General features: G+C 52.0%; 23 protein-coding genes and 1 pseudogene. All 24 read left to right on the forward strand.

Translation table 11 applies throughout. The features are described from left to right. The first annotated feature begins 11 nt into the window (after nucleotides 1-11). The 24 genes and pseudogenes from FEK66_RS17565 to FEK66_RS17680 all read left to right on the forward strand — a co-directional run bounded on the left by FEK66_RS17565 (nucleotide 12) and on the right by FEK66_RS17680 (nucleotide 25,001). Nucleotides 12-2,327: an AAA family ATPase gene (locus FEK66_RS17565; protein WP_135493495.1), complete on the forward strand. Its 2,316-nt coding sequence runs from the start codon at nucleotides 12-14 to the stop codon at nucleotides 2,325-2,327. A gap of 12 nt (nucleotides 2,328-2,339) precedes the next feature. Next, entirely contained in the window at nucleotides 2,340-2,543 is a 204-nt protein-coding gene (locus tag FEK66_RS17570) for a hypothetical protein (RefSeq protein WP_240782884.1), read from the forward strand. 2 nt (nucleotides 2,544-2,545) lie between these two features. Further along, nucleotides 2,546-2,836, forward strand: a complete 291-nt coding sequence (locus FEK66_RS17575) for a hypothetical protein (RefSeq protein ID WP_135493496.1) — start codon at nucleotides 2,546-2,548, stop codon at nucleotides 2,834-2,836. Between the two features lie 61 nt (nucleotides 2,837-2,897). Next, nucleotides 2,898-3,443, forward strand: coding sequence for a type VI secretion system contractile sheath small subunit (tssB, locus tag FEK66_RS17580; protein WP_130209733.1), 546 nt, complete (start codon nucleotides 2,898-2,900; stop codon nucleotides 3,441-3,443). A 24-nt stretch (nucleotides 3,444-3,467) separates the two neighbouring features. Next, nucleotides 3,468-4,982: a type VI secretion system contractile sheath large subunit gene (tssC, locus tag FEK66_RS17585; RefSeq protein ID WP_165489004.1), complete on the forward strand. Its 1,515-nt coding sequence runs from the start codon at nucleotides 3,468-3,470 to the stop codon at nucleotides 4,980-4,982. A gap of 50 nt (nucleotides 4,983-5,032) precedes the next feature. Beyond that, complete coding sequence (locus tag FEK66_RS17590; protein ID WP_042102253.1) at nucleotides 5,033-5,440, forward strand: BPSL0067 family protein; 408 nt, start codon at nucleotides 5,033-5,035, stop codon at nucleotides 5,438-5,440. Between the two features lie 12 nt (nucleotides 5,441-5,452). Then, complete coding sequence (locus tag FEK66_RS26300; RefSeq protein ID WP_130209729.1) at nucleotides 5,453-5,905, forward strand: STY0301 family protein; 453 nt, start codon at nucleotides 5,453-5,455, stop codon at nucleotides 5,903-5,905. A gap of 179 nt (nucleotides 5,906-6,084) precedes the next feature. Next, nucleotides 6,085-6,570 (forward strand): Hcp family type VI secretion system effector, encoded by a 486-nt coding sequence (locus tag FEK66_RS17600; RefSeq protein ID WP_000312804.1) that lies wholly within the window; start codon nucleotides 6,085-6,087, stop codon nucleotides 6,568-6,570. Nucleotides 6,571-6,637: 67 nt separating this feature from the next. Next, nucleotides 6,638-7,171, forward strand: a complete 534-nt coding sequence (tssJ, locus tag FEK66_RS17605; RefSeq protein ID WP_135493505.1) for a type VI secretion system lipoprotein TssJ — start codon at nucleotides 6,638-6,640, stop codon at nucleotides 7,169-7,171. 3 nt (nucleotides 7,172-7,174) lie between these two features. Then, nucleotides 7,175-8,518, forward strand: coding sequence for a type VI secretion system baseplate subunit TssK (tssK, locus tag FEK66_RS17610; protein WP_135493497.1), 1,344 nt, complete (start codon nucleotides 7,175-7,177; stop codon nucleotides 8,516-8,518). Further along, nucleotides 8,515-9,816, forward strand: coding sequence for a type VI secretion system protein TssL, long form (gene tssL / locus FEK66_RS17615; RefSeq protein WP_135493498.1), 1,302 nt, complete (start codon nucleotides 8,515-8,517; stop codon nucleotides 9,814-9,816). The genes tssK and tssL overlap by 4 nt, the downstream gene beginning before the upstream one ends. Before the next feature lie 7 nt (nucleotides 9,817-9,823). Further along, on the forward strand, nucleotides 9,824-10,498 hold the full coding sequence (locus FEK66_RS17620; RefSeq protein ID WP_135493499.1) for a hypothetical protein: 675 nt from the start codon (nucleotides 9,824-9,826) through the stop codon (nucleotides 10,496-10,498). Between the two features lie 50 nt (nucleotides 10,499-10,548). After that, on the forward strand, nucleotides 10,549-10,794 hold the full coding sequence (locus FEK66_RS17625; RefSeq protein ID WP_135406095.1) for a hypothetical protein: 246 nt from the start codon (nucleotides 10,549-10,551) through the stop codon (nucleotides 10,792-10,794). Next, entirely contained in the window at nucleotides 10,794-14,660 is a 3,867-nt protein-coding gene (tssM, locus tag FEK66_RS17630; RefSeq protein WP_138211513.1) for a type VI secretion system membrane subunit TssM, read from the forward strand. The genes FEK66_RS17625 and tssM overlap by 1 nt, the downstream gene beginning before the upstream one ends. Beyond that, on the forward strand, nucleotides 14,660-15,430 hold the full coding sequence (locus tag FEK66_RS17635; RefSeq protein WP_135493500.1) for a TagF domain-containing protein: 771 nt from the start codon (nucleotides 14,660-14,662) through the stop codon (nucleotides 15,428-15,430). Before tssM ends, FEK66_RS17635 begins: the two co-directional genes overlap by 1 nt. 27 nt (nucleotides 15,431-15,457) lie before the next feature. Next, complete coding sequence (locus FEK66_RS17640; RefSeq protein WP_130209717.1) at nucleotides 15,458-15,928, forward strand: glucosaminidase domain-containing protein; 471 nt, start codon at nucleotides 15,458-15,460, stop codon at nucleotides 15,926-15,928. Then, entirely contained in the window at nucleotides 15,913-16,386 is a 474-nt protein-coding gene (locus FEK66_RS17645; protein WP_089522469.1) for a hypothetical protein, read from the forward strand. Before FEK66_RS17640 ends, FEK66_RS17645 begins: the two co-directional genes overlap by 16 nt. Before the next feature lie 42 nt (nucleotides 16,387-16,428). Continuing rightward, a pseudogene (locus tag FEK66_RS26030) lies at nucleotides 16,429-16,524 on the forward strand (cytoplasmic protein); the annotation flags it as partial. A gap of 192 nt (nucleotides 16,525-16,716) precedes the next feature. After that, complete coding sequence (locus FEK66_RS17655; protein WP_135493501.1) at nucleotides 16,717-17,451, forward strand: hypothetical protein; 735 nt, start codon at nucleotides 16,717-16,719, stop codon at nucleotides 17,449-17,451. Beyond that, a complete protein-coding gene (locus FEK66_RS17660) occupies nucleotides 17,448-17,819 on the forward strand; it encodes a hypothetical protein (protein WP_131162131.1) in 372 nt (123 codons plus the stop codon). The genes FEK66_RS17655 and FEK66_RS17660 overlap by 4 nt, the downstream gene beginning before the upstream one ends. 24 nt (nucleotides 17,820-17,843) lie before the next feature. Then, the gene (tssI, locus tag FEK66_RS17665) at nucleotides 17,844-20,057 is read left to right on the forward strand and encodes a type VI secretion system tip protein TssI/VgrG (protein WP_135493502.1); all 2,214 of its coding nucleotides are present in this window, start codon (nucleotides 17,844-17,846) and stop codon (nucleotides 20,055-20,057) included. Between the two features lie 23 nt (nucleotides 20,058-20,080). Then, the gene (locus FEK66_RS17670) at nucleotides 20,081-20,524 is read left to right on the forward strand and encodes a DcrB-related protein (RefSeq protein WP_130209707.1); all 444 of its coding nucleotides are present in this window, start codon (nucleotides 20,081-20,083) and stop codon (nucleotides 20,522-20,524) included. A gap of 20 nt (nucleotides 20,525-20,544) precedes the next feature. After that, the gene (locus tag FEK66_RS17675; RefSeq protein WP_240783244.1) at nucleotides 20,545-24,726 is read left to right on the forward strand and encodes an RHS repeat-associated core domain-containing protein; all 4,182 of its coding nucleotides are present in this window, start codon (nucleotides 20,545-20,547) and stop codon (nucleotides 24,724-24,726) included. A gap of 11 nt (nucleotides 24,727-24,737) precedes the next feature. Next, a complete protein-coding gene (locus FEK66_RS17680) occupies nucleotides 24,738-25,001 on the forward strand; it encodes a hypothetical protein (protein ID WP_131162134.1) in 264 nt (87 codons plus the stop codon). The last annotated feature ends 272 nt before the right edge of the window (nucleotides 25,002-25,273 follow it).

Genomic DNA, 25,273 nt, shown 5'->3' on the forward strand with positions numbered 1-25,273 from the left:
AGGTGTAACAGATGGACACTCCTGTTTCACGCAGTGCGCTATATGGAAAGCTAACAAGACCTTTATTTCGGTCTTTAGAATCTGCGACAACGTTCTGTAAATTGCGCGCTAACCCTTATGTCGAACTGATACATTGGTTGCATCAGCTAATACAACAACCAGAGAATGATATTCACAATGTACTTCGACATTACCAAATAACATCTTCTGATGTTGAGACGGCGTTAATTCAGCAATTGAATATATTACCTTCCGGCGCGAGTGTAATTAGCGATTTTTCCCACCACATCGATCTTTCTGTTGAGAAAGCCTGGATGTTGGCAAGTATCCGCTTTGGTGATCAAAAAATTCGTAGTGGTTGGTTACTACTTGCCTGGTTAACCACACCAGAATTATATCGAGTGTTAAAAAAGATCTGTGCGCCACTAGCTGCGCTGCCGGTAGATGAATTGTTAGATACTCTTCCATCTTTAATCACATCATCTCCTGAAATAGCAGAAATGCCATATGACGGTTCGGATTTGAATTCTGCTGTTCCGGGGGAAGCAAGTCAGGTATTTCCGAGCGAATCAGCCGGGAGCAAATCCGCATTGGCGAAATACTGCCAGGACATGACAGCACTGGCGCGTGAAGGTGGTATCGATCCGGTCACCGGTCGCGGGCACGAGATCCGTACCATGACGGATATTCTACTGCGTCGTCGCCAGAATAATCCCCTGCTAACCGGTGAGGCCGGCGTTGGGAAAACGGCAGTGGTGGAGGGATTCGCGCTGGCGATTGTTAAGAGTGAAGTGCCGCCTTCATTGCGTAATGTACGGCTGCTGTCGCTGGATGTCGGGGCGTTGCTAGCCGGGGCGTCCATGAAGGGCGAATTTGAATCCCGTCTGAAGGCGCTGCTGGCAGAAGCTGCGCGCTCACCGCAGCCGGTGATTTTGTTTGTCGATGAAGTTCACACCCTGGTGGGCGCTGGTGGTTCATCCGGTACAGGTGACGCCGCCAACCTGCTGAAACCGGCGCTGGCGCGCGGCAGCCTGCGCACCATCGGCGCAACCACCTGGAGTGAGTACAAACGGCATATTGAGAAAGATCCAGCATTGACCCGGCGTTTTCAGGTGTTACAGATCGCAGAGCCGGAAGAGGTTGCTGCTGTTGAGATGGTCCGCGGGTTAGTCAACACGCTGGAAAAACACCATGACGTCCTGATCCTTGATGAGGCCGTGCGCGCCGCTGTACAGCTTTCTCACCGTTACATTCCGGCCCGGCAGCTACCGGATAAGGCCATTAGTCTGCTGGATACGGCGGCGGCCCGTGTGGCGTTGTCGCTCCATACCCCGCCTGCGAAAGTCCAGTATTTGCGTCAGCAGCTCAACGCTGCCGAACTGGAGCGGGAGTTGTTATTAAAGCAGGAAAAAATGGGTATCCGCGCAGAGCGGGGCGACACACTGGCGACACGGATCGCATCATTGAATACAGACCTTTCTGACACCGAAGAGCGCTGGCAGCAGGAACTGGAGTTGGTTCATACCTTACAAAAACAACGTTCAGCAGAACCTGACGAGCATGACGAAACCGCGCTGGCGCTGGCGGAATCTATCTACGGTGGTGAGCAGAACCTGATCACCATCAATATGAGCGAGTTTCAGGAGTCGCATACCGTCTCCACGCTGAAGGGGGCTCCGCCCGGCTACGTGGGCTATGGCGAAGGTGGCGTGCTGACGGAAGCCGTACGCCGTCACCCCTGGAGTGTGGTGCTGCTGGATGAAATTGAAAAAGCCCATCACGACGTCCACGAGTTGTTCTACCAGGTATTCGATAAAGGAGCGATGGAGGACGGCGAAGGTGTTCACATCGATTTCAAAAATACCACGTTATTGTTGACTACTAATGCTGGGGCAGAACTTATCAGCCAACTCTGTGAGGATCCGGCGCTGATGCCCGATTCGGCAGGGTTAAAAGAGGCGTTAATGCCAGAGCTACGCAAACACTTCCCGGCGGCTTTCTTGGGGCGTGTGACGGTTATTCCTTATTTACCGCTGGATGAGACGGCGCGTGGCGTTATTGCCCGTCTGCATCTCGATAGGCTGAAAGATCGAATGGTGGAGCAGCATGGTGTTTCACTGGTGTATGGCGATGAACTGATTACGCATATTGTGTCGCGCTGCCCGATGCACGAAACCGGCGCTCGTTTGCTCATCGGCTATATCGAACAACATATCCTCCCACAACTGTCCCGTTACTGGTTGCAGGCGATGACAGAGAAAAAGGCCATCACGCAAATCCGCATTCGTGTTGATGGCGATGAACAGGTTATTTTTGAAACGGATTAATGGAGCATCCTTATGGCAAAAGAATTAAGTGGCGCACTGTGGGTCAGTCGCTTTCCTGGAAGTTCTTCCACTAATGATTTGCAGGGGACTTTTCGTGCATCGGTAGATAATTTTTTGCGCGCGTCTGGTAATGCGCATTCGAGGGGCCGTATTTCTGCAACATATCGTCCTCCTGCTAGAGCATATCTCATGCACTGGTCAATTGATGGACATTAAATATGACTTTTCGTTATTCGGCGTTGTGGACATTTCTGTTAATGATGTTCGCTTTCTGTGTTCAGGGGGAACCGCCTTTACCACAGGATGTGCAACATTTTCTGAGTAATGCGGAAATGTGCCAGCATCTTACTGGTGAATGGGACAGTTCTTTACCAGAGAAGGATAAAAGAGACATCGAAAAGGGGGTTGATACCTGGTGTCCTCCGGCGAAGAAATCACTCCCTGTACTGCGGGAAAAGTACAAAGAAAACAAAGAGATTATAAAAATACTCTCTGCGTATGATTTTTAAACTGTACCGTCGAATCACACCCCGGGTGGTCGTCGGCTGACTGATAAGGAAATGAAGGATTATGGCTATCAACAATAGCGCGCAGAAGTTTATTGCCCGCAACCGAGCGCCCCGAGTGCAGATTGAGTATGACGTTGAGATTTACGGCTCCGAGAAAAAAATCGAGCTGCCGTTTGTCATGGCAGTGCTGGCCGATCTGGCCGGTAAACCACGTGAAGAGCTGCCATCGGTCACCGACCGTAAATTCCTTGATATTGATATCGATAACTTTAATGAACGTATGAAAGCCATCGCGCCGCGCGTGGCGTTTGCTGTCCCCAATACGCTGACGGGCGAAGGGCAGTTAATGGTCGATATCACGCTGGAGAATATGGACGATTTCTCGCCTGCGCAGATTGCCCGTAAGGTGGATGCCCTGAACCAGCTGCTGGAAGCACGTACTCAGCTTGCCAACCTGCAAACCTACATGGATGGTAAAGCGGGAGCAGAAAATCTGATCAACAAACTATTACAAGACCCGACGTTACTGAAAGCTCTGGCCAGCGCGCCAAAACCTGTCGTTCAACAGGAAAGTGTCTTATCAGGTGAAACGGGAACAGCAGACTAACTGCGATTTTATTAAGGAACTTTCATGGTAAACGATACTCTTCTGGCGACTGGCGACCTCTCTGCTGCGCAAACCACTGCCTATCAGGAAACGGAATTTGATTCGCTGCTGGATAAAGCCTTCCGTCCCAAGACTCCTCAGGCTGCAAAGGCAGTTGAGGCGGCAGTTCAGACGCTGGCCCAACAGGCTCTGACAAATACGGTCACTGTTAGTGATGATGCTTATAAAAGTATTGCTGCAATTATTGAGCAGATCGATTTCAAATTAACTGAGCAGATCAAACTAATCCTGAGTCATCCGGAATTTCAGAAACTGGAGTCCTCCTGGCGTGGGATGGAACATTTGGTTTACAACACCGAAACCGATGAAAAATTAAAAATCCGCTTTATGAACCTTTCGAAGGATGAATTGCGGAAAAATATGAAGCGTTACAAAGGGATCGCGTGGGATCAAAGCCCCATGTTCAAAAAGTTGTATGAGGCCGAATATGGGCAGTTAGGCGGAGAACCTTACGGTTGTATTATTGCGGATTATTATTTTGATCACACACCACCGGATGTGGATCTGCTCGGCTCCATTGCCAAAGTGGCAGCCTCAGCCCATGCGCCGTTTATTGCCGGGGCCTCTCCGTCAGTGTTACAGATGGACTCCTGGCAGGAACTGGCTAATCCGCGTGATCTGACCAAAATTGTGACCCAAAACCTCGAATACGCACCGTGGAACTCGCTGCGAAAAAGTGAGGATTCTCGCTACATTGGCCTGACGATGCCACGTTTTCTCTCCCGTTTGCCTTATGGCGCGAAAACAAACCCTGTCGATGAGTTTGATTTTGAAGAAGATGCAGATGGCGCAGACCACAGCAAATATGTCTGGAGCAATGCCGCCTATGCAATGGGTGTAAATATCAACCGTTCTTTCAAACATTACGGTTGGTGTACGTTGATCCGTGGTGTGGAATCTGGTGGAGCGGTGGAAAATCTGCCCTGTCATACCTTCCCGACCGATGACGGCGGCGTGGATATGAAATGCCCGACAGAAATTGCCATCTCTGACCGTCGTGAAGCTGAACTGGCGAAAAATGGTTTTATCCCACTTATCCACCGTAAAAACTCTGATTACGCCGCCTTTATTGGCGCGCAGTCTCTGCAAAAACCGCAAGAGTATTACGATCCGGACGCAACGGCCAATGCCAATCTCTCAGCTCGTTTGCCATATCTGTTCGCCTGTTCACGGTTTGCGCACTTCCTCAAATGTATCGTGCGCGACAAGATCGGCTCGTTCAAAGAGCGTGAAGATATGCAGCGCTGGCTCAATGAATGGATCATGAACTACGTTGATGCCGATCCGGTGAACTCCTCGCAGGAAACCAAAGCTCGCCGCCCGCTGGCAGCTGCCGAAGTGGTGGTGGAAGAGGTGGAGGGGAATCCGGGCTATTACGACGCCAAATTCTTCCTGCGCCCGCATTTTCAGCTTGAAGGGTTAACAGGATCACTGCGTCTGGTGACAAAACTGCCGTCAGTAAAACAGGGTAATGCCTGATTTTTATGAATATTTTAATGAATGATGCCGGGTAATACTCTGGGGGATATATGGCATATGTTTATGGACTGGTAGATTCATTGCAGGGCACTGACATGGTGGGAATGGCGGGGGCAGGAGACAGAAAGGAATGTGTGTTCTTAGTTCAGGTATATGCACATGTGGGGAATACTGGAGCCTGGAAGCAGGGGCGAAAGGTTTTTGGGGATAAATCGATCCCCAGAGGAACCGCAATTGCCACTTTTGTTAACGGAAAGTATCCCTCGAGGCAGAATGAGCATAAGCATGCCGCTTTCTATCTGGAACAGGATAGTCAGTATATTTATGTTATGGACCAGTGGACAGGTAAAACCACGAAAGTCTCTGCACGCCCTATTTCCCGAAAAGGTGGAATGCGCAGCGATGGAACATATCCTGATGCCAGTAATAATGCGGAAGCTTTTTATATTATTGAGTAGAGGATAGATTCAATGGGGACACGTTTTATTTTTTCTCTGTTGTTGGGTTTTATGTTGTTTTATTCACAATTTGTTACTGCGTGGGAAGTCAGTTGCCCCGTGTTTATCAATATAAAATCCTCAACAACAGTACTGGAGCCAGATATATCTGCATCGTGGCAGAGATCTTCCCGCTATGAACCCCGTCTGTGGTTGGACGGGGTAGGGATGTCGCAGGGAAAACCTGAAAATCGGGTGGATCTAAAACCAGAGACAGAGACAATAAAGGGTGAAACCAGGCAAATATGGGATACCACAATGGCCAGTAATCAGAATAGTGAACGTTACTGGGTTTCCTGTATTTATAACCATGGACAGGTTTGGTTATCACAACCGGTCCCTGCATTGGCGACACAGTGCCAGGCATCTTCTTTGCCGGGGCAGCGGGTACCAGGAGAGTCATCGATATCTGTGACATGTAAATAGAAGTAATACATTCATTTTGTGAATTAATGACGTGCCGGTATCTCATTACCGGAAATTATATAGCCTTCTATTCTTCTGAAATTAAGGAGAGGGGGTTCTGTACGGCCATGGTTTACCTGAATTCATATGCGAAGATAAACCAGGGATTATTTTAAGTAATTCTTAATAAGGAAATGAAAATGGCTTATGATATTTTTCTGAAAATTGACGGCATTGACGGCGAGTCAATGGATGACAAACATAAAAATGAAATTGAGGTGCTGAGCTGGCGCTGGAATATCCACCAGGAGTCCACCATGCACGCAGGTAGCGGTCTGGGATCCGGCAAAGTCTCCGTGACTAACCTGGAGTTTGAACATTACATCGATCGCGCTAGCCCGAACCTGTTCAAATACTGCGCCTCTGGTAAGCATATTCCGAAGTCCATCCTTGTCATGCGCAAAGCAGGCGGCAATCCGCTGGAATACCTCAAATATACCTTCACTGACCTGATTGTGGCTGTTGTTTCCCCCAGTGGTAGTAAGGAGGGTGAGATCGCCTCCCGCGAGAGAGTCGAACTCTCTTTCAGCACCGTGAAGCAGGAATACGTGGTGCAGAACCAGCAGGGTGGCAGTGGCGGCACTATCACGGCAGGTTACGATTTCAAAGCTAACAAAGAAATTTAAGCAATATTTTCCCGGCCAGGTATATAGCCTGGCCGGTTTTTATTATTTGATTTTAAAGGAAATTACAGTGAATAAATGGCGTAACCCCGGTGGGTGGTTATGTGCGGTAGCTTTGTCTTTTGTCTGCCTGCTTTCCGGGTGCAGCATTGACAGCGACGATGTGCCGGAGCTGATGTCACAAAGACTCGATCTGGTGGTTAAGGCTTCCGATAAGGTGAATCCTGACAATCAGAAAAAAGCCGCGCCCATAGAGATACGCGTTTATGAACTGAAAAATGATGCAGCTTTCATAGCGGCGGACTGGTGGTCCCTTCAGGACAATGACAAAGCTGTTCTTGCCGATGATTTACTCCACCGCGACAGCTTTATCTTGCGCCCGGGCGAGGAGAAAAAGCTGCGTCGTGCTCTCAATAAAGAAACCATGGCACTGGGGATCCTCGCCGGCTATCGCAATCTGGGAAAATCAGTCTGGCGGGCCACGTATAAAATTCCTGATCCCCCGGAAAAAAGCTGGTACAGCCGCTTTATGCCGAAGAAAAAAGTCGAACTGGATGCCGGTATACAGCAAAGCGCTATAGTGATTAAAGAACGGGATGAGTAAATTATGAGTTGGAATAACCGTGTGGTCTGGAGTGAAGGACAATTTTTGCTGCCACAGATGTTTCAGCAGCAGGAACGCTATCTGGAACATATCATTCATTACCGCAGTTTGCCGCTTTCGCCTTTTTTCTGGGGCTTCAGTGAATACGGCATTGATAGTGAGGCGCTGAACATCGGAAAACTGGTACTCACGAAGGCTTCCGGAGTGTTTGCCGACGGTACGCCGTTTAATGCGCCGGGTCACACACCACTACCGCCGCCTCTGACCATCCTACCAGAGCACCTTAACCAGTTGATTTATCTGGCAGTGCCAATACGTACGCCGAACGGTGAAGAAACCAGCTTCGGCAATAACCCGGAATCACTGGCACGCTTTTCGGTGCATGAAAATGAAATCCGCGATGCCAACTCTCTGGGGCGCGGCGCACAACTGTTGCAACTTAGCCACCTGCGCCTGCGACTGTTGCCGGAAAAGGCGGTGACAGATGCGTGGATCGGTTTGCCCCTGACGCGCATTACGACGATACATCCTGATGGACGCATCGAGCTTGACAACGATCTGATCCCGCCGGTGGCAAATTACCAGGCAAGCGCACTGATATGCACGTGGCTGTCGTGGATCAACGATTTGATAAAAATGCGCGCAGATTCACTGGCGCAACGGTTGACGGGCAGCGATAAACACGGCCATGAGGCGGCAGAGGTATCGGATTACCTGCTTCTGCAAATTCTCAATCGTTTCGGCCCCTTACTGATTCATATGGCGAAAACGCCGCTGTCGCCGGAAGTGCTCTATCGGAACCTGTGTGAACTGGCTGGGGAACTCTCTACCTACGTACGGCCACAGACGCGCCGTCCGGAAGAATATAAAGAATATAAGCACCTGACGCCCTATGCCGGGCTGAAATCGGTAGTGGATGAGGTGCAGTACCTGCTGAATGCTGTGCTGATCCGCGGAGCGCAGCGAATCACTCTGGAGGAGGGAACTTACGGTATTCTCAATGCGGTGGTTGAGCCTTCCGAACTGTCAGATTTCAGCTCATTAGTGTTGGCGGTGAAGGCGCATATGTCCGCAGACACCTTACTGCAACATTTTTCGGCCCAGACCAAAATAGGGCCGTCCGAACGCCTGCCGGAATTGATTCGCTCGCACCTGCCGGGTCTTGCTTTACAGGTATTGCCGGTGCCGCCGCGTCAGATCCCGTTCCAGGCTGGCTACATCTATTACGACATCCGCCGCGACGGTGTGCTGTGGGAACATATCGCCCGCTATGGCGGTATGGCGATGCACACCGCCGGAGAATTTCCGGGGCTGGAGTTGGAGTTGTGGGGAGTTCGCGATAAATGACCGACGAGATTCTGACGCCACCTGCGGTGAATACCCAGTCATTCCAGCCATCAGTGGGTGGCACAAAGTCGCCTGATAATGACATCCAGGACAGCCTTCGTGGGGAAGATATAAAGGTGGTGGTTGAAGATGGCCCGGATATGAAGCTTCGTCTGGCCGAAATTACTGCTGCCGTGAATCCTCTACTGGCAGCGGCCAGCCCGTTGCTATGCGCACTGGCGCAAATGCCCCGCGAACTTTCCCCTGGTTTTGTCGAACATTACCGTGTCCTACTGGAGCGTGAAGTTCGTAGATACCAGACGCTGTGTGATCAGGCAAACCTGCGGCGCGAACATGTGCTGGCGGTGCGCTATTGCCTGTGTACGTCGCTTGACGAAGCTGCCAACAACACCACCTGGGGGCGTCGTGGTGTTTGGGCTGGAAAAAGCCTGCTGGTTACTTTTCATGGCGAAAGTGAAGGCGGCATCAAGCTATTTCAGATAATTGGGCGTCTGGCCGCAAGTTTCCAGGAGCACAGCGATGTGCTGGAAATCATATACCACATTCTGGGGCTGGGTTTTGAAGGCCGCTACAGCGTTCGGCCCGACGGGCGTAAGCAACTGGACGATATCCGTCAGCAATTGTTGACCCAATTGGTCCAGCGCCGCGATCCGATAACGCCGACGCTCTCACCGGGGTTTACCGGTGCCGTCAGCGGACGGATGCGGCGGATGCGCCGGATGCCGGTCTGGCTGAGTGCAGGAATAGCTCTGTTGGTGATGCTGACGGTATTTGGCCTTTATAGCCACCGGATGGATCTCGCCACAGAAACCGTACAGCAACGTATCGACGCCATCGGTAAACACCTGCCGCCACCGCCCGTTCCGGTGCACAAACTGCGGCTGAAAATCCTGCTGGCGAACGAAATCGCGCGTGGCCTGCTAACGGTTGAGGAAGATGAGCACCACAGTCGGGTTGTATTCCGTGGCGACACCATGTTTGTACCGGGGCAGAAAACCGTGAATGACACGTTGCGCCCGGTGATTGATAAGGCCGCGCGGGAGATTGCGCGAGTGGGCGGTGCCGTGACGGTGACCGGCCATACCGACAGCCAACCGATCCACTCCGCTGATTTCCCGTCCAACCAGGTGTTGTCGGAAAAACGTGCGGCAGAAGTAGCTTCGCTGCTGACATCTGGTGGCGTTCCGGCTAGCCGAATTCGGGGTGTCGGTAAAGGGGATACTATGCCGGTGGCTGATAATAGTACTAAAACTGGACGAGCGCAGAATCGCCGGGTGGAAATTCTGGTGGTGGAGTGAATTAATAATGGAAAAGCTAGAGTGTAATGCGTCTAACCATTCGCCAGTGTGGGGAGTAACAGAATTTATATTCTGGAAACTGGCGCCTAAAAAATGGGGGGGAGGCGTAGCATTTGGGCGTTATTTTAAAGATGGTTGGGTGAAGCATAACTGTCTTTTGATCAATGCAGCTGCAAATGCCTGGCATTTACCTGCCCCCTTACTTGCTGAAGTTTGTTGGATTGAAGTAGGGGGAGATCCTCAGATTATAGACACGCTGGCATTTGAATTTCGTGCTATGAGTTGGAGTGGGCCTGAGTGGATTGATGAACATATCACAATAACTTCGAGACCAGAAAAAACATCTTTTGGTGCAGTGAGTATGCAATTGCGAACCGCAGCCAGAACGCTTGGGCTTGATGAGTCAAAAATGGATACCTCTCAATTGCGTGAACTGGCAAATTGCCTCCAGCATGATATTTTTAATATTCAGCTTGTGGCCAGACATCTTTATCAATTAGCTGAAAGAGATGGATTTCAGTCCTCCTTACCACACCTGACGGAAGAGCAGATAAGAATTATTGGTGCCCGTTATAACCGGGGTATGTCGCTTACCATGGAGAAAATAAAGGAAGATACCAGTTATGGAAATTTTATTGTCAACAACTGGTTGCATTTCTCTAATTTACTCATCGCCCATTAGGAGTCTTCGTGAGAAGAATAATTCAGATATCAGGATGGTTGTTATTCATTATGGGTCTGATCATCATCATGCTTTTTTCCGGGAATGAGTATCAATGGATGCAGGATATGGATCCTTCAATGACAGCGTTGCCTCAGGGAAATGGGAACAGAGAAATAATCAAAATGTTGATTTATTTTATTTTGATAATTGTTCAGATTGCTCTTTATTTTCTTTCAGTAGCCCGTACTGGAAGGATTTTTTCAGCTTGCGGCATTTTGCTATTACTGATTATCGCATGGAGTTCTGAACAATAATGCAAAAATTTCTCAGTATGCTGTTTTCCCGCCGCGCGCTGGCCATTGTTGGCGTGGTGATGCTGGCGTTGCTGATCTGGTTTATTGGGCCGCTGGTGGCGTTTGACACCCTGCATCCGCTCGCGTCCGTGGGAAGTCGGGTAGTCACCATCGTTCTGTTACTGATGTTCCTCGCACTGTGGCTGGTTAACTGGTCGATGAGCATCATTGGCGTGACGGTTCTGTGCCTTGTCATCGGTTTTGTTTCACCCCTGCTGGCCTTCGGTAATGTTCATCCATTTGCGCCGCTGTGGCTGCGTCTGTCGCTTATCGGCCTGATCCTGCTGTCTTATGCGCTGTATGGCCTGTACCGGCTGTGGCGAGCGCTGCGTCTGGATGAACAACTGCTACGCCGTTTCCTGCATCCGCGTGGGGAAGACGTACCTGTGGCAGGGGAAATTAAAGCCGACCTGCGTACCGTCAGCCATATTGTCACTCGCGCCATCCGGCAACTGAAACAACTGCGCGTAGACCTGCCCGGCTGGCGTAAAGTCCTGGAAGGAAAGCGTTTTCTGTACGAGCTGCCGTGGTTTATGGTTATCGGCAGCCCCGGCGATGGTAAAACCACCGCGCTGCTTAACACCGGGCTACAGTTTCCGCTGGCGGAGCAGATGGAGCAGACCGCGCATATCCTCACCGTGCCGGGCGGCGGCACGCTGCACTGCGACTGGTGGTTTACCAACGAGGCGGTGCTTATCGACACCGCCGGGCGCTATGCCCGCCACGATGATGGCGGTGAAATCAGTGCAACCCAGCGCAACGCAGGGGAATGGCAGGGCTTTCTGGGGCTGCTGCGCAAACACCGTCCTGGAGCGCCGCTGAACGGCGTTATCCTGACGCTAAACGTGGCGGATCTGACCGCGCAGTCCCCGGCGGAACGACTGGCTGCCTGTGCGGCTCTGCGTGCGCGGCTGGCTGAACTGCGTGAGACGCTGGGTATTCGTTTCCCGGTTTATCTGGTTGTCACTAAGATGGATCTGCTGCCGGGCTTTACGGAGTATTTCCGTGGGCTGACCAGTCACCTGCGCGCCCAGGTTTGGGGCTTCACCCTGCCATACAGCCGCAGGCGTCACGCCAGCGATCCGCAGTCGTTGCATGCGCTCTGTGGCCAGGAACTGGCAAATCTGACGCTGCGGCTGGATCAGGGGCTGGATACCCGGTTGCAGGAAGAGTACGACCTTAAAAGCCGTCAACGGCTCTACCGCTTTCCGCGCGAATTTTCCGCGCTGGGCGCGCCGCTGCTGGAAGCCATTGAACAAATTTTTCTCGATTCAAAATTTGACGCCACCCAGCTTAACAACACCCTACGCGGCGTATTTTTTACCAGCGCCGCACAGGCGCAGGCAGACGCGGTGGCCGATCAGACGGGCATCTGGCAGCGCTTTGTCCGGGCGATCAAAGGGAAAGTGGAGTCACCTTCTCATACCTTACCGGACGGCAACCGCAGCTATTTTTTGCATGATCTACTGACCCAGTTTATCTTCCGTGAAGCACACCTGGTGGAGCCGAATCTTCAATGGGCCTGGCGTTATCGCCTGCTGCGTACTGGCGGGCATCTGCTGGTACTAGCGTTGGCTTTCTGGTTGTGGCAGGGAATGCAGGGCAGCCAGCAGGGTAACAGCGGCTATCTGAATGAAATCGCCAGCAGGACGGTCCAACTGGATGGTGACGTCAAAGCCTATACCGGAAAACCTGCTATGCAGCCTGTCCCAGTCCTGTTGAACCAGGCGCGGGCGCTCTCTGCCTGGCCGGGGCTGGACCCGGACTCACCGCCGTTGGCCTGGCGTTATGGTCTTTACAGCGTTCCGCCAGTGATGGAGAGCGTGGCATCCTTGTATGACCGCCTGCTGGACCAACTCCTGTTGCCGCCACTGGTGAAGCGCATGGAATATGTGCTTTCAGATGCCATTGCTCGTCAGGACAGCAAAGCCGCGTATGACGCTCTGCATGTTTATCTGCTGCTGAATCTTGATAAAGACCACGAGGACAAATACAACGCAGCGGAGATCCACTCCTGGGTACTGAACGATCTGGAAAACCGCGATAGCGTGGCGGAGTTCGGCGGCCGTGCAGCAGTGCTGGAACATATCGACGCCCTGTTTGACGGCAGCCGCGTGGTGCATTCGCCTTATGACAAAGATGAGGGACTGATCCGCATGGCGCGGGCTTTCCTTGACGGTCATACCAGCACCGAGCGTATCTATACTCGAGCCCTGGCTTCCATGGAGAGCGAAGCACCGCAGGAGTTTTCGCTGGTTCGCGCGGTGGGCGCGGATGCGGGGACGGTTTTTGTCCGCACGGATGGCGCGCCGCTGGATAGGGGCGTGCCCGGCATCTTTACTCGCGAAGGCTACCGGGAACTGTTCGACAAACGGCTGTCGGAGTTTGTCGCCTCCGCATCAGCGGACGACGCTTGGGTAATGGGCCGGGAAAACGCGCAAAAAAAAACGACTGATATTGTGATGAGCCAGTTGCCGGGGCAGGAACTCCCGGTTACCCGTGAGGTACGTCGCCTGTACCTGGCTGAATATGCCCGCCGCTGGCAGGATTTTCTGGCTAGTATTCACAGCATCAACAGTGCCGGCGAAGACAGTAGTCCCGGACTGGCGTATGACCTTCAGGTGCTTCGCACACTGGCCTCGCCTGACTCACCTCTGATGCGCCTGAGTAAAGCGGTGGTGGAGCAGACCACGCTGGTACCGCCGCTGGATGCGCAGGCCAGACAAAAACAGATGGCCCAGCGCGCGCAGGACCGGCTCTCCGGTAATGCGGGTAAAGCAGTGCAGACGGCAAAGCTGTTGCAGGATATCCACCCGGAAGAGCGGCTGGAAAAATCGCTGGTGGATGACCGTTTCGCCGCCCTGCGGGAAGTGGTTTCCGGGCGGACGGACAGTGGACAGGGGGGCGGGGCGCCGCAGTTAAATTCGCTGCTGACAATGCTCAATGAGTATTACACCCAGCTCACCATCGCCGACAGTGCATTGGCAGCGAGCACATTACCGGGGCGCATTTCGGCGGCGGATAAACTACAACTGGAAGCGGCAAAACTGCCCGCACCGCTGAAAAATATTCTGCTGGATCTCACGCAGCAGGGAACGCGAAAGATCAACGCCGGCACCGGTGAAGTGCTGAACGCGCAGATGGAAGCGGTGATCGGCGATGAGTGCCGTGATGCCATTGACGGGCGCTACCCCTTCACCGATAGCCCGCAGGAAGTCAGCGCGGACGATTTTAACCGTATCTTTGCTAGCGGCGGTGTGCTGGATGCCTTCTGGACGAAGCAACTGGCCCCGCTGGCGGATACCGCCAGCAACCCGTGGCGCTACAAACCGACCGAAGGCAATATGACCTTACAGGGACCGGACCTGATGCCATTTCAGGAGGCGAAACAGATCCGCAGCGTTTTTTTTAATGGGGAAGGCGGGAAAAAGTTTTCCTGGGCGATGCAGGTCCGCGTCGTGGATATGGACCCTGCAATCACTGAACTGGTGATTGATATCGACGGCCAGGTGCTGCGTTACGCTCATGGCCCGGTCAGGCCGCTAAAAGTGAACTGGCCGGGGCCGCGCAACGGCTCAATGGCAGAAATCACCGCCAGCCCGCGCATTCGCCAGGACACCTCAACGCTACTGACTAATGGACCGTGGGCGCTGTTTCACCTGCTGGATGCGGGTAAGTCGCAGGAGACGGCGGTACGGGGAACACAGCAGGTGGAGTATAACTTCGACGGGCGGCGGGTGGTGCTGGAAATCACCGCCGGACGGGATTTTGACCCGGTGGATCGCGAGCTGCTGCAAAACTTCAGTTGCCCTACGAGGATTCTCTGATGTGCCGTGCTACGGCAGTATCGGCTCCGGCGATGTTTGGCAGACTACCGGATCAGCGGGACTATGTACGCTGGCGGGTGAGTGCGAACGAAGGGCAGGTGTGGCAGGCGTGGCTGAACCAGCAGACGTGGCTGGGGCAGGGGCGGCATATTGTTCTGCCGGAAGGAACGGATGCTGCGAAGGCCGGAATAAATGACGGTTGGATGCACCTGTCACCGCGTGAGAAAACGGCGCTGCCGGAACACCACCCATTGCCGTGGAGTTTTGTTCTGTCGCCGGGATTTTTATCCATTGGCGGGCGTGATGAGTGGCTGACCGGAGTATTGACCGCATCGCGAGACAGCACGGGCAGACCGTGGCCGCTGGTGATTTACCAGCGTGCCGGGCGGGAATGGCTGGAAGAGAGCCTGGATGACACACAGGGCTGGCTGTACTGGCTGGCGCAGTTGACGGCAGCTCATGTCTCACCACAGACAGAACGCTGCGGACGACTGGTGGAGCAGACCGACCAGTTGTGGGCGCTATGGCGACCGGGGCCGCGCTGGGCGCAGTGGCTACGCGGCTTACGACGTGTTCCGCAGCGTAGCCGGGAACTCACCGGCTTGCCGGACGCACCAGTAGTGGAACTGCCCGGTGTGCGCCACCTGCCGTGGCCGAGATGGCCAGAGAAAATACTAACGCAGGCACAACAAGGGCAAGGCTGGTTCTGGCAGCAGAACAGTGAAGGGCGGTATGTGGATGCGCTTCGGCTGGATATCCGGCCGCATTAAAAATAATCAGACAAGGAGTAGTGAATCATGGGGTCTTATGATAAAGCCTGTAATAACACTGGTGCAGTCAGGTTTGTACAGCAATATCTGAAAGAATGTGAATTAATCGCTAAGCAACTTGATGTGCCTGTGGAAAATATCCTGGGGCTTGCCGCAAAGGAGTCCTTTTACGGGCAGGGTCGAATCGCGACAGAATACAATAACTATTTTTCCATGCATGGTCCGGCACCTTTACAGTCAGGGCAGGTTCACCCGCTGGGGAGTAATAAGGTTTGGGTTACCACTTATACCTCTTTTTCAACTAGCGGAAAGTCCTTTGCAATCAGATTTGGTAATGCGGTCAGAAATAAAAAATCCCCAGAGCAATTTGCGCAGGCATTGATTGATTCTGGTTTTAATTCAGGTAAAAACAGTAATGGCGGCCATACCGGTTATGCTAGTGAGTTAGTGGGGGTGATTAATATGGTTAAGCGGAGAATAACATGTCCTGTAAATTAATATCAGTATTGCTTTTCATGGTCGTGTCCGTGAATTGTTGTGCTGAAATTCTTATCAGGAATGTGCCGCGGTTTGATCTAACGAATGTTAACCAGTCAGGTCTTACTGAAACACAGGCGCAGGCATTATTGGTTTTTTCACTAAAAAATGAAAAATATAATGTGGAATTGTCTGGGGTTTTTCTTGACGGTTCTCTGAAAGATAAAAAAGGTAACCTGTTTCATCCTGGGTATTTTAGTTTTGGGGTAGGTTATGATTCTCCTTCCGCCGGTGCGACAGATGTGTGGGGACTATTTTCAGTTAGCCCTGTAACTGGTGATATATGGGAAGAGTATTCATGCAGGAGAATCTCATTTCCCGCGCTGCAAAAAATACAAAAAGGAATAATGAAAAAAACCGGAGCAACGTTTGCCAGTGAAGTGGTTCAGCGCCGGGGGCTGGGTTGTACGGATGAGTAGTACATGTCATGGAATTGCCTGCCGTGACCGTGCTGGCTAGCAAAAATGTTAACGCAGGCGCAGCAGGGGCATGGATGGTTCTGGCAGCAGAACAGCAAGGGGCGGTATGTGGATGCTTTGCGACTGGAGAAAAAATAATGTGCCCACGAATGCTGAGAATAGCTATACAAAAATATGACGATAAACGTGCAGATGGGGAAACAAATATACCCATGAACTTCAAGTTGATTGCTATCTGTTTACTTCAGGCTACTCTTGGTCCCATCTGCGTTGGTGGGTAAGCAAGCATCTTCAGGTTTATTGGATATATAGCAATATAAGGAGGTGAACATGGGTAACTCTCAGGATGAGGCTATTCAGCAGGCATACGATGCTTATGACGACTTAATGCTGGATAAACGATATATCAGGGACAATGATGCCTGGGGAGATTTAAAAATTGACCGTGAAAATGGTGCAATCTCATTGTTGCTCAGATGGAAATATAATTGGATAAAAAGATGGGATGCAAAAACTGATTGGACAGATATGGAGAAAAATGCCTTTCATGGGAAAGTTATTTTTGTCATTAATCAAACATGGAATAATAAGATTTTTTTATCCGTTTCTGGGAAGTCTGAGTTTGTCAGTAAGTTTAATGGCAAGGATTTATCTTTCACAATAGAAATAATTCAGACTGATCGTCATGGGTATTGGGATGTGGTGGTGTTTAAAATTGATAATGATGATCCAAATAGTTTTCGACAGAGTTCCATTGTCTGGAATAGTCGATACGTTGAACTTGACTCTAAAGATATAGTTGCAGCAGCTAAATGTCTTGGTTCATCAAAAGTTTGCCATGAGCAAATAGGGCTGTCTCACGAGCTTGGGCATATTATTGGATATCTTGCTGATGAATACTATAGTGATGATGCAGATAAAGCAACTACACCATTCTCCGGGGACGCCAGTGCGTTAATGAATATTGGTATGGAACTGCGCTCTCGTTATATGGGAAATGTCATTGAGCGGTTAAATAGAATGGTTCCGGGTTCTAATTTTTTTGTGAAAAGCGTAAAAAAATGAAACTAATATACGCTGTGATTATTTTTTTGATAGTGGGTGGGGCGAAAAATAGCATGCCTGATATTCCTGTACATGCTTATCTGAATGCGAGTGGTGTGTATAATAGAGTTGAAGAGAATGTTCTATTAAATAACTATGGTCAGCCAGCGTATGAATTTATAAAGCCTCGTTATAAACTTGTAGGCGAATATTATATAGAAATTGAAAGTACCTATCGCTCAACAAATCCTGAATTCAGAAATATCCCCATCAAAGAAATGTTTTGGCATTTGCGGGGGGATTTAAATCTGACATGTTTTTTTCATTATAAAGATGGACAGTGGCGGGTTATTTCTTATTTTTTCTGGCAGCCGGGCGCTAAATTCTAATCCGATATTAAAGGAATAAATATCATGAGTTTTGTATCTACGGGTAATAAATCTGGCAGTAACGGTGGGCCAGCTATCTCCACGCCACTTATAGCCAGAGAAAGTGGTGGTATAAGCCCTGGTTCAGCCGCAACCGATGTAGCTGATGCAGCCGAGCAGATGGCAGAACAGGCCGCGGCGGACCTGTTTGGTGCGTTGCCGGAACCGTCAGGTCTGGTTAAAGCCGCAGTAGCTGCTGCTCAGGCTGCCGCTGCAGCAGCAGGGATATCGGATATGGTTGGTGCAGTTCAGGATGCGGCGGCGTCGATTGCAGCCGGTGGTCCGGGCGCGCATAACGTCACAGTAAGTGGTAGTGCGGTGCCGCCGCAGATGCTTTTGTTTGCAGGCATGAATGGTTCGGAAGGGCTTGGGAATCTGTTTTCCTACACAGTACAGCTTAAAACGCCGGACGCCCTGAACCTGGGGTACGTTTCCCCCGCTGCTAACCTGCCGCTTCAGCCCATGGTGGGCAAAGACCTGTGCATCAGTATCGAACTGGACGGTGGCGGAAAACGGTATATCAGCGGGCTGGTGACGGCGGCGAGGGTGGTCGGCCATGAGGGCCGTTCGGTAACGTATGAATTACGCATTGAGCCGTGGCTGAAGCTGCTGACCCACACCAGCGACTACAAAGCGTTCCAGAATAAAACCGTGGTGGATATTCTCGATGAAGTACTGGATGAATATTCTTTTCCGGTGGAAAAGCGGCTGGTGGAAAATTATCCACCCCGCGCCTGGCAGGTGCAGTATGGTGAAACCGACTTCGATTTCATCCAGCGCCTGATGCAGGAATGGGGGATTTACTGGTGGTTTGAGCACAGCGAGAACAGCCACACGCTGGTGCTGGCGGATGCCATCAATGGTCATAAAGCGTGCCCTGACTCGCCGCTGGTGGAGTGGCACCAGGAAGGGCTGAAACTGGATAAGGAATTTATCCACACCATTACGGCCAGTGAGAGGCTGCGTACTGGAAAGTGGGTGATGGACGATTTTGATTTCATGAAGCCTCGTTCGCTGCTTAAAAGTACCGTGGCCAGTCCGCGTGATACCGGTCATGCTGAATACGAGCATTACGAATGGCCTGGTGATTACTTCACTACGGGCGAAGGCGAGATGCTGACGCGCATTCGTATGGAAGCGCAGCGCAGCCCAGGCAGCCGGGCACATGGGGCCGGTCATATCCGTACCCTCATGACCGGGTACTCCTTTACGTTGATGAATCACCCGACGGCAGAAATTAATCAGGAATATCTGCTGGTACAGACCACGCTGTTTTTACGGGATAATGCGCAGCACAGCGGTCAGGATCAGCATTTTACCTATGTCACCACGTTTGAACTGCACCCCACCAGCGAAGTTTACCGCCCACAACGAACCCTGAGCAAACCCCACACCAAAGGCCCGCAGAGCGCCATTGTCACCGGCCCGGCGGGGCAGGAAATCTGGACGGATAAATATGGCCGGGTGAAGCTGCAGTTTGGCTGGGATCGTTACGGTAACAATGACGAAAACAGCTCCTGCTGGGTCCGTGTCAGCTATCCGTGGGCAGGGAAAGGATTTGGCATGATCCAGATTCCGCGTATTGGCCAGGAAGTACTGGTGGATTTCAAAAACGGCGATCCGGATTTGCCCATCATCGTGGGGCGCACCTATAACCAGGACACCATGCCGCCGTGGGGGCTGCCGGGCATGGCGTCGCAGAGTGGGATATTCAGCCACTCATTGCAGGGAGGGCCGACTAACGGAAATATGCTGCGCTTTGACGATAAAACTGGTGCGGAAGAAGTGAAGTTCCACGCGGAAAAAGACCTGAATACTACGGTAAAAAACAATGAAACCCACACGATCATGGTCGATCGCACAAAAACCATTGTCAAAAATGAAACCATCAGCGTGGGAGAAGACCGTAATGCCACCATCACAAAAAATGATGGTCTTTCCGTCAAACTGGCTCAAACCATCAATGTCGGAACGACATATCGTCTGGATGTTGGCGATCAATTTACCCTTCGTTGCGGCAATGCAGCGCTTGTATTACACAAGGATGGCTCGATTGAGTTTTGCGGAAAACAACTTTTACTGCACACCAGCGATGTTATGCAACTCATTGGCAGTGGCATTGATATGAACCCGGATGGCGGCACAGCCATGACTGCGGATGATATTGCCCCGTTATCCACTCCGGATGCTTCTGAATAAAAAATAATAAAAGGATTTTATCTATGACCAGCCTTTACCGTATTCAGGAGGGCAGCTTTGCCCTGCCTGAAACTTTTCTTGATCGCACCGTCAATATCTTCGTCCCGTCGGGCAATGAGAGGGCAACTCCCAGTCTGAATATTTCCCGCGATACGCTCAGGTCCGATGAAAACCTGACCACCTATATTGACCGCCAGATAGCCTTGATGAAAAAAAACCTGGGCCAGCACCGGGTACTTTCGCGGGGAACGGCACTGGCGGGAACTGGCGAAGCTGCCATGACAGGTGAACAGATTCTCGCAACTCATCGTTCTGGAAAAACAGAAGTGTACCAGCGTCAAGCCGGGTTTATCACCGGGCCAGCAAAGGTACTGGTGTTGACGCTGACCAGTCAGCGTCCTTTTGATGAGCACACCGACCAGCTATGGACGGCATGGTTGACCAGTTTTCAGCCTGCTAAAAGCTAAAAAAACAGGGAGGTTTTGTCATGTATGAAGCCGCACGGGTGGATGATCCCATCTACCACACCAGCGCCCTTGCCGGGTTTTTGATAGGGGCCATCATAGGTATCGCCATTATTGCCGTCGCCAGCTTTGCTTTTGTTACCTGCGGCTTTTTGGCTGGGCTGATTTTGAGTTTTCTGGCTGATCAGATAGCTTCCGGAGTCCTGCAACTGGGAGAAGCCATCGGGCGCTCGATACATTCCACAGTGGGAAAAATTCTGACCGGTTCTGATAATGTCAGCACCAACAGTCGCCCGGCCGCCCGCGCCGTACTGAGTACGGTGATATGCGAAGACCATTCCCCGGAAATCCGCATTGCCCAGGGTTCCGGCAACATCTACATCAACAGCCAGCCAGCTGCCCGCAAGGATGACCACACTGAGTGTGATGCAGTGATTGAGGACGGCTCCCCCAATGTCTTTCTCGGCGGTGGTACACAAACGGTACTGGAAATCAGCCCGGAAATCCCTGACTGGCTGCGTCAGGTGGTGGATGTGCTGTATGTGGTCGCCGGAATGCTTGGCGGACTTGCCGGAGCCGCACGCCAGGCGGCAAAGATGGGGTCGAAATTTGGCACAAAATGCGCGGCCAAATTTATTGGCGGCGAAATTACCGGGATGGCCGTTTCCGAGGTCGCTATGGGGTTGTTCAGTAACCCGGTGGATGTCACTACAGGGCAAAAAATTCTGCTGCCGGAAACGGATTTCACCCTGCCGGGTCGTCTGCCTGTTACCTGTTCGCGCTTTTATGCCAGCCACCTGGAAACTGAAGGATTGCTGGGCAGAGGATGGCGGCTGAACTGGGAAATAACCCTGCGAGCTGATGAGGAACATATCACTCTGATTGGCGGACAAGGTCGGGAGTTAAGTTATCCGAAAGCGATGCTGACACCGGGTCACCAGATATTTGACCCCGAAGAGCAGTTTTACCTTAGCCGCCTGCATGACGGACGCTATGTGCTGCATTACACCGATCGCAGCTACTACGTGTTTGATGAGTTTGATGACCATGGCGTCGCGCCGTTACTTTTTATGGAAACACCATACCGGCAGCGAATTGCTTTCGGGCGTGAGAACGGCAGGCTGGTGCGGGTGGCTTCCAGCAGCGGGCACCATCTGTTACTGCACCGTACAATGACACCGGCGGGGGAAAGACTTTCGCATATTGAACTGGTGAAAGGCGGGCGTCCCGGTAGCCTGGTGGAATATCGCTACGACGATAACGGGCAACTGACTGGCGTGGTGAACGGGGCTGGTGTGACGGTGCGCCAGTTTGCCTATGAAAATGGCCTGATGACAGAGCACCGCAACGCGACGGGCTTTACCTGTACCTACCGCTGGGAAGAGATTGAGGGGGGGCCCAGGGTGGTGGAGCACTCAACCAGCGACGGTGAGGATTACCGGTTCCACTATGATTTTGCTGGTGGGCAGACGGTGGTAACTGGCAGGCCGGAGCAGAAGTGGCAGTGGTGGTTTGATGAAGATACGTATGTGACTGCTCACCGGACGCCGGGCGGCGGAATGTACCGCTTCAGGTACAACGAAAACCATTTTCCCGTAGAGGTGGAACTCCCCGGCGAACGCAGGGTAACGCTGGAATACGATACCCTGAGCCGGGTGGTGAAAGAGACGGACGCGGCAGGGCGGGTGACACAGACGCAGTGGAACGGCAGTTTTGCTGAAATCACGCGCCGGGCACTGGATGACGACCACGTATGGAAGGCGGATTACAACGAACACGGTCAGGTGATACGGGAGACAGACCCGGAAGGACGCGTCACGCGCTACGGGTATGATGAACAGGGGCTGGCGGTCAGCCGCACGGATGCGCGGGGCGGCGAGGTTGCGCTGGCGCACGATGCGCGCGGTCAACTGACGCGTTACACCGACTGTTCGGGGCGCGCCACGGGTTATGAATACGATGAAGACGGCAATCTGACGGCGGTGACGGACGCGGAAGGGAAAACGGTACGCATCAGCTATAACCGTCTGGGGCTGCCGGAGACGGTCAGCCACCCCGGTAAACAGCAGGACCGTTACACCTGGAACGCGCTGGGGTTACTGAGCAGCCACCGTCGCATCACGGGCAGCGTACAGTCCTGGCAGTATACGCCGCGCGGGCTGCTGGCGCTCCATACGGATGAAGAGAAACGGGAGACGCGCTGGCATTATACCGCGGAGGGATGGATTGCCAGCCTGAGCAACGGCAACGGGGCGCTTTACCGGTTCAGCTACGACGGCGACGGACGGCTGACGGGAGAACAGCGCCCGGACGGCCTGATACGGATGTTTGCGCTGAATGCGGGCGGATTTCCGGTCATCATCCAGACGCAGGGCACAGAAGGCGGGATGCGTAATGAGCGGCAGGAGCGTGATGAGCTGGGCCGCCTGTTGCGCAGTGACACGCAGCACAGTACACGGACCTTCAGCTACAACCGTCTTGACCAGATAACGGAAGTGACGCTCACCCCCACGGAAGAAGGGGAACGGCTGCACCACATGCAGGCGGACAGGGTGCGCTTTGATTATGACCGCAGCGGGTGGCTGACGGCAGAGCACAGCGTGCACGGCAGCATAAAGTACCGGCGTGACGCGCTGGGCAATCCCACCGACATTACCCTGCCGGACGGGCAGCATCTCAGCCATCTCTATTACGGCAGCGGGCACCTGCTCCAGACGGCACTGGACGGTATAACGGTCAGTGAATATGAGCGTGACAGCCTGCACCGTCAGGTGATGCGCACGCAGGGGAAACTGGCGACGTTCAGCGGCTACAACGCCGACAACCGGTTAAGCTGGCAGCGCAGCCTGCCGGGCGGCAGCCAGAATCCGCAGCAGGCCGGTAACCCCCCGGCGCAGAACGACAGCGTGACGGCGCGGGATTATATCTGGAATGCGGACGGTGAAGTTGGCGGCATCAATGACAAACTGCGCGGTTGCCTGGTGTTCAGCTATGACCGCAGCGGCTGGCTGACCAGCCGCACGGGTCAGATGTATGACCATGACCATTATTATTACGACAAAGCGGGCAACCTGCTGACGGACGAGTATCAGGGAGCGGTGCCGGATAACCGCCTGCCGGGCTACGGGCGTGACCGTTACCGCTATAACGAATGGGGCGAACTGACAGAACGCAGGGACCAGCAACTGGAGTGGAACGCACAGGGCCAGTTAACGCGAGTCATCAGCAGCAACAGCGAGACGTGGTATCAGTACGATGCGCTGGGCAGGCGCATCAGCAAGGCGACCAGCAATCTCCATGCCGACCGGGGAGAACGAAGCCGGACGACGTTTGTGTGGGAAAGGTTCCGGTTGTTGCAGGAAACGACGTGGCAGGGAAAGCGGACATACCTGTACGACGCGGAACAGCCATACACGCCAGTGGCGGCTATCACGGGGCGCGGAGAAAGACGGAAAATCTGGTATTACCACACGGACCTGACGGGCACGGTACAGGAGGTGACCGCGTCGGACGGGACGCTGGTGTGGGCGGGCTATCAGGCGGGATTTGGCGAAAACCGGGGCGACATCAGCAACAGCGGGGCGTACTTTGAACAGCCGCTGCGGCTGCCGGGGCAGTACTTTGACGAAGAAACAGGACTGCATTACAATCTGTTCAGATATTATGCGCCGGAGTGCGGGAGGTTTATCAGCCAGGATCCGATAGGGCTGGCGGGGGGGATAAACCTCTATGCTTATGCGCCTAATCCATTAACTTATATTGATCCACTTGGTCTTTGTAAATTAAGGGGAAGTAATGGGCGCTTCAGAAGTGCACAGAATATTCAGGAAGAAATAGGCGGCCTACCCAATTTTTCAGGAAAAACTCCAGGAGAAATACGACAAACTTTGCGTAATCGAGGTTACTCGTCGGTACAAGCTCATAGTGGAGGAGAGGTCTGGACAAAAGCATTACCTGACGGAAATACTGTTGCAGTAAGAATTGACCCGGCAAATCCTCGTTCACCTTCACATTATGCTGATGCTGTACCTCATGCTCATATTGAAACAGTTCCAACATCCAGTGTTTCTAATGGGAATTATCGCCCGCGAGACGTGACTGGCAGGTATACTGCCACTGGTGGAGTTTCTGACCGAGGAACGAATCCGAATCATAACGCTGATGTTCACATTCCAATGTCTCCGGGACGATCCCCATATAATTAATGTGAGGTTTTATGAATATCCGAAATCAATATAATGAAGCCTTAAATAAATTAGAAGTTGATGTTAATGATGGTTTGAGAGATTTAATAAACATATATTGTGTGGCTATTGATTCTTTTGAAAATGATATCGTTGACTCGATTGCTTTATACGTGATTGATATGGGGAGTAAAGATACTTGTCGATATCTACAAGAAATATTATCAGAGAATGAAGATCCTTATTTAGTAAAAGAATTTAATGCATGGATAAAAGAAATTAATAAAAAATATTAAAATAAAAGCCGGGAAGCTGATTGAACTTCCCGGCTCTTTTATTATTTAATTCTCGTTCAGCACACTAAACATCCCAGGGAAAGATCATCAGAAGTACACTTTTTGTACTAAATAATTCGCATTTTATGTTCAATAATTGAGATATTCCTTATTACCTAAAACTGTTTTTTATTGCTTATACATGATCAAATATTCCTTACATAATTAAGGAGAACAAAATGGAACTTAAAAAATTGATGGAACATATTTCTATTATTCCCGATTACAGACAA

The organism is Escherichia sp. E1130, assembly GCF_005781065.1.
In the GTDB taxonomy this organism is placed as follows: domain Bacteria; phylum Pseudomonadota; class Gammaproteobacteria; order Enterobacterales; family Enterobacteriaceae; genus Escherichia.

Bases quoted from the DNA above. Each gene is read 5' to 3' on its own strand.
- FEK66_RS17565 (WP_135493495.1), top strand. From the start codon at position 12: ATGGACACTCCTGTTTCACGCAGTGCGCTATATGGAAAGCTAACAAGA.
- FEK66_RS17680 (WP_131162134.1), top strand. From the start codon at position 24,738: ATGAATATCCGAAATCAATATAATGAAGCCTTAAATAAATTAGAAGTT.
- tssM (WP_138211513.1), top strand. From the start codon at position 10,794: ATGCAAAAATTTCTCAGTATGCTGTTTTCCCGCCGCGCGCTGGCCATT.
- FEK66_RS17570 (WP_240782884.1), top strand. From the start codon at position 2,340: ATGGCAAAAGAATTAAGTGGCGCACTGTGGGTCAGTCGCTTTCCTGGA.
- FEK66_RS17675 (WP_240783244.1), top strand. From the start codon at position 20,545: ATGTATGAAGCCGCACGGGTGGATGATCCCATCTACCACACCAGCGCC.
- FEK66_RS17600 (WP_000312804.1), top strand. From the start codon at position 6,085: ATGGCTTATGATATTTTTCTGAAAATTGACGGCATTGACGGCGAGTCA.
- FEK66_RS17655 (WP_135493501.1), top strand. From the start codon at position 16,717: ATGGGTAACTCTCAGGATGAGGCTATTCAGCAGGCATACGATGCTTAT.
- FEK66_RS17660 (WP_131162131.1), top strand. From the start codon at position 17,448: ATGAAACTAATATACGCTGTGATTATTTTTTTGATAGTGGGTGGGGCG.
- FEK66_RS17625 (WP_135406095.1), top strand. From the start codon at position 10,549: ATGGGTCTGATCATCATCATGCTTTTTTCCGGGAATGAGTATCAATGG.
- FEK66_RS17640 (WP_130209717.1), top strand. From the start codon at position 15,458: ATGGGGTCTTATGATAAAGCCTGTAATAACACTGGTGCAGTCAGGTTT.
- FEK66_RS17575 (WP_135493496.1), top strand. From the start codon at position 2,546: ATGACTTTTCGTTATTCGGCGTTGTGGACATTTCTGTTAATGATGTTC.
- tssC (WP_165489004.1), top strand. From the start codon at position 3,468: ATGGTAAACGATACTCTTCTGGCGACTGGCGACCTCTCTGCTGCGCAA.
- FEK66_RS17620 (WP_135493499.1), top strand. From the start codon at position 9,824: ATGGAAAAGCTAGAGTGTAATGCGTCTAACCATTCGCCAGTGTGGGGA.
- FEK66_RS17635 (WP_135493500.1), top strand. From the start codon at position 14,660: ATGTGCCGTGCTACGGCAGTATCGGCTCCGGCGATGTTTGGCAGACTA.
- tssB (WP_130209733.1), top strand. From the start codon at position 2,898: ATGGCTATCAACAATAGCGCGCAGAAGTTTATTGCCCGCAACCGAGCG.
- tssI (WP_135493502.1), top strand. From the start codon at position 17,844: ATGAGTTTTGTATCTACGGGTAATAAATCTGGCAGTAACGGTGGGCCA.
- FEK66_RS17590 (WP_042102253.1), top strand. From the start codon at position 5,033: ATGGCATATGTTTATGGACTGGTAGATTCATTGCAGGGCACTGACATG.
- tssK (WP_135493497.1), top strand. From the start codon at position 7,175: ATGAGTTGGAATAACCGTGTGGTCTGGAGTGAAGGACAATTTTTGCTG.
- FEK66_RS26300 (WP_130209729.1), top strand. From the start codon at position 5,453: ATGGGGACACGTTTTATTTTTTCTCTGTTGTTGGGTTTTATGTTGTTT.
- FEK66_RS17670 (WP_130209707.1), top strand. From the start codon at position 20,081: ATGACCAGCCTTTACCGTATTCAGGAGGGCAGCTTTGCCCTGCCTGAA.
- tssL (WP_135493498.1), top strand. From the start codon at position 8,515: ATGACCGACGAGATTCTGACGCCACCTGCGGTGAATACCCAGTCATTC.
- FEK66_RS17645 (WP_089522469.1), top strand. From the start codon at position 15,913: ATGTCCTGTAAATTAATATCAGTATTGCTTTTCATGGTCGTGTCCGTG.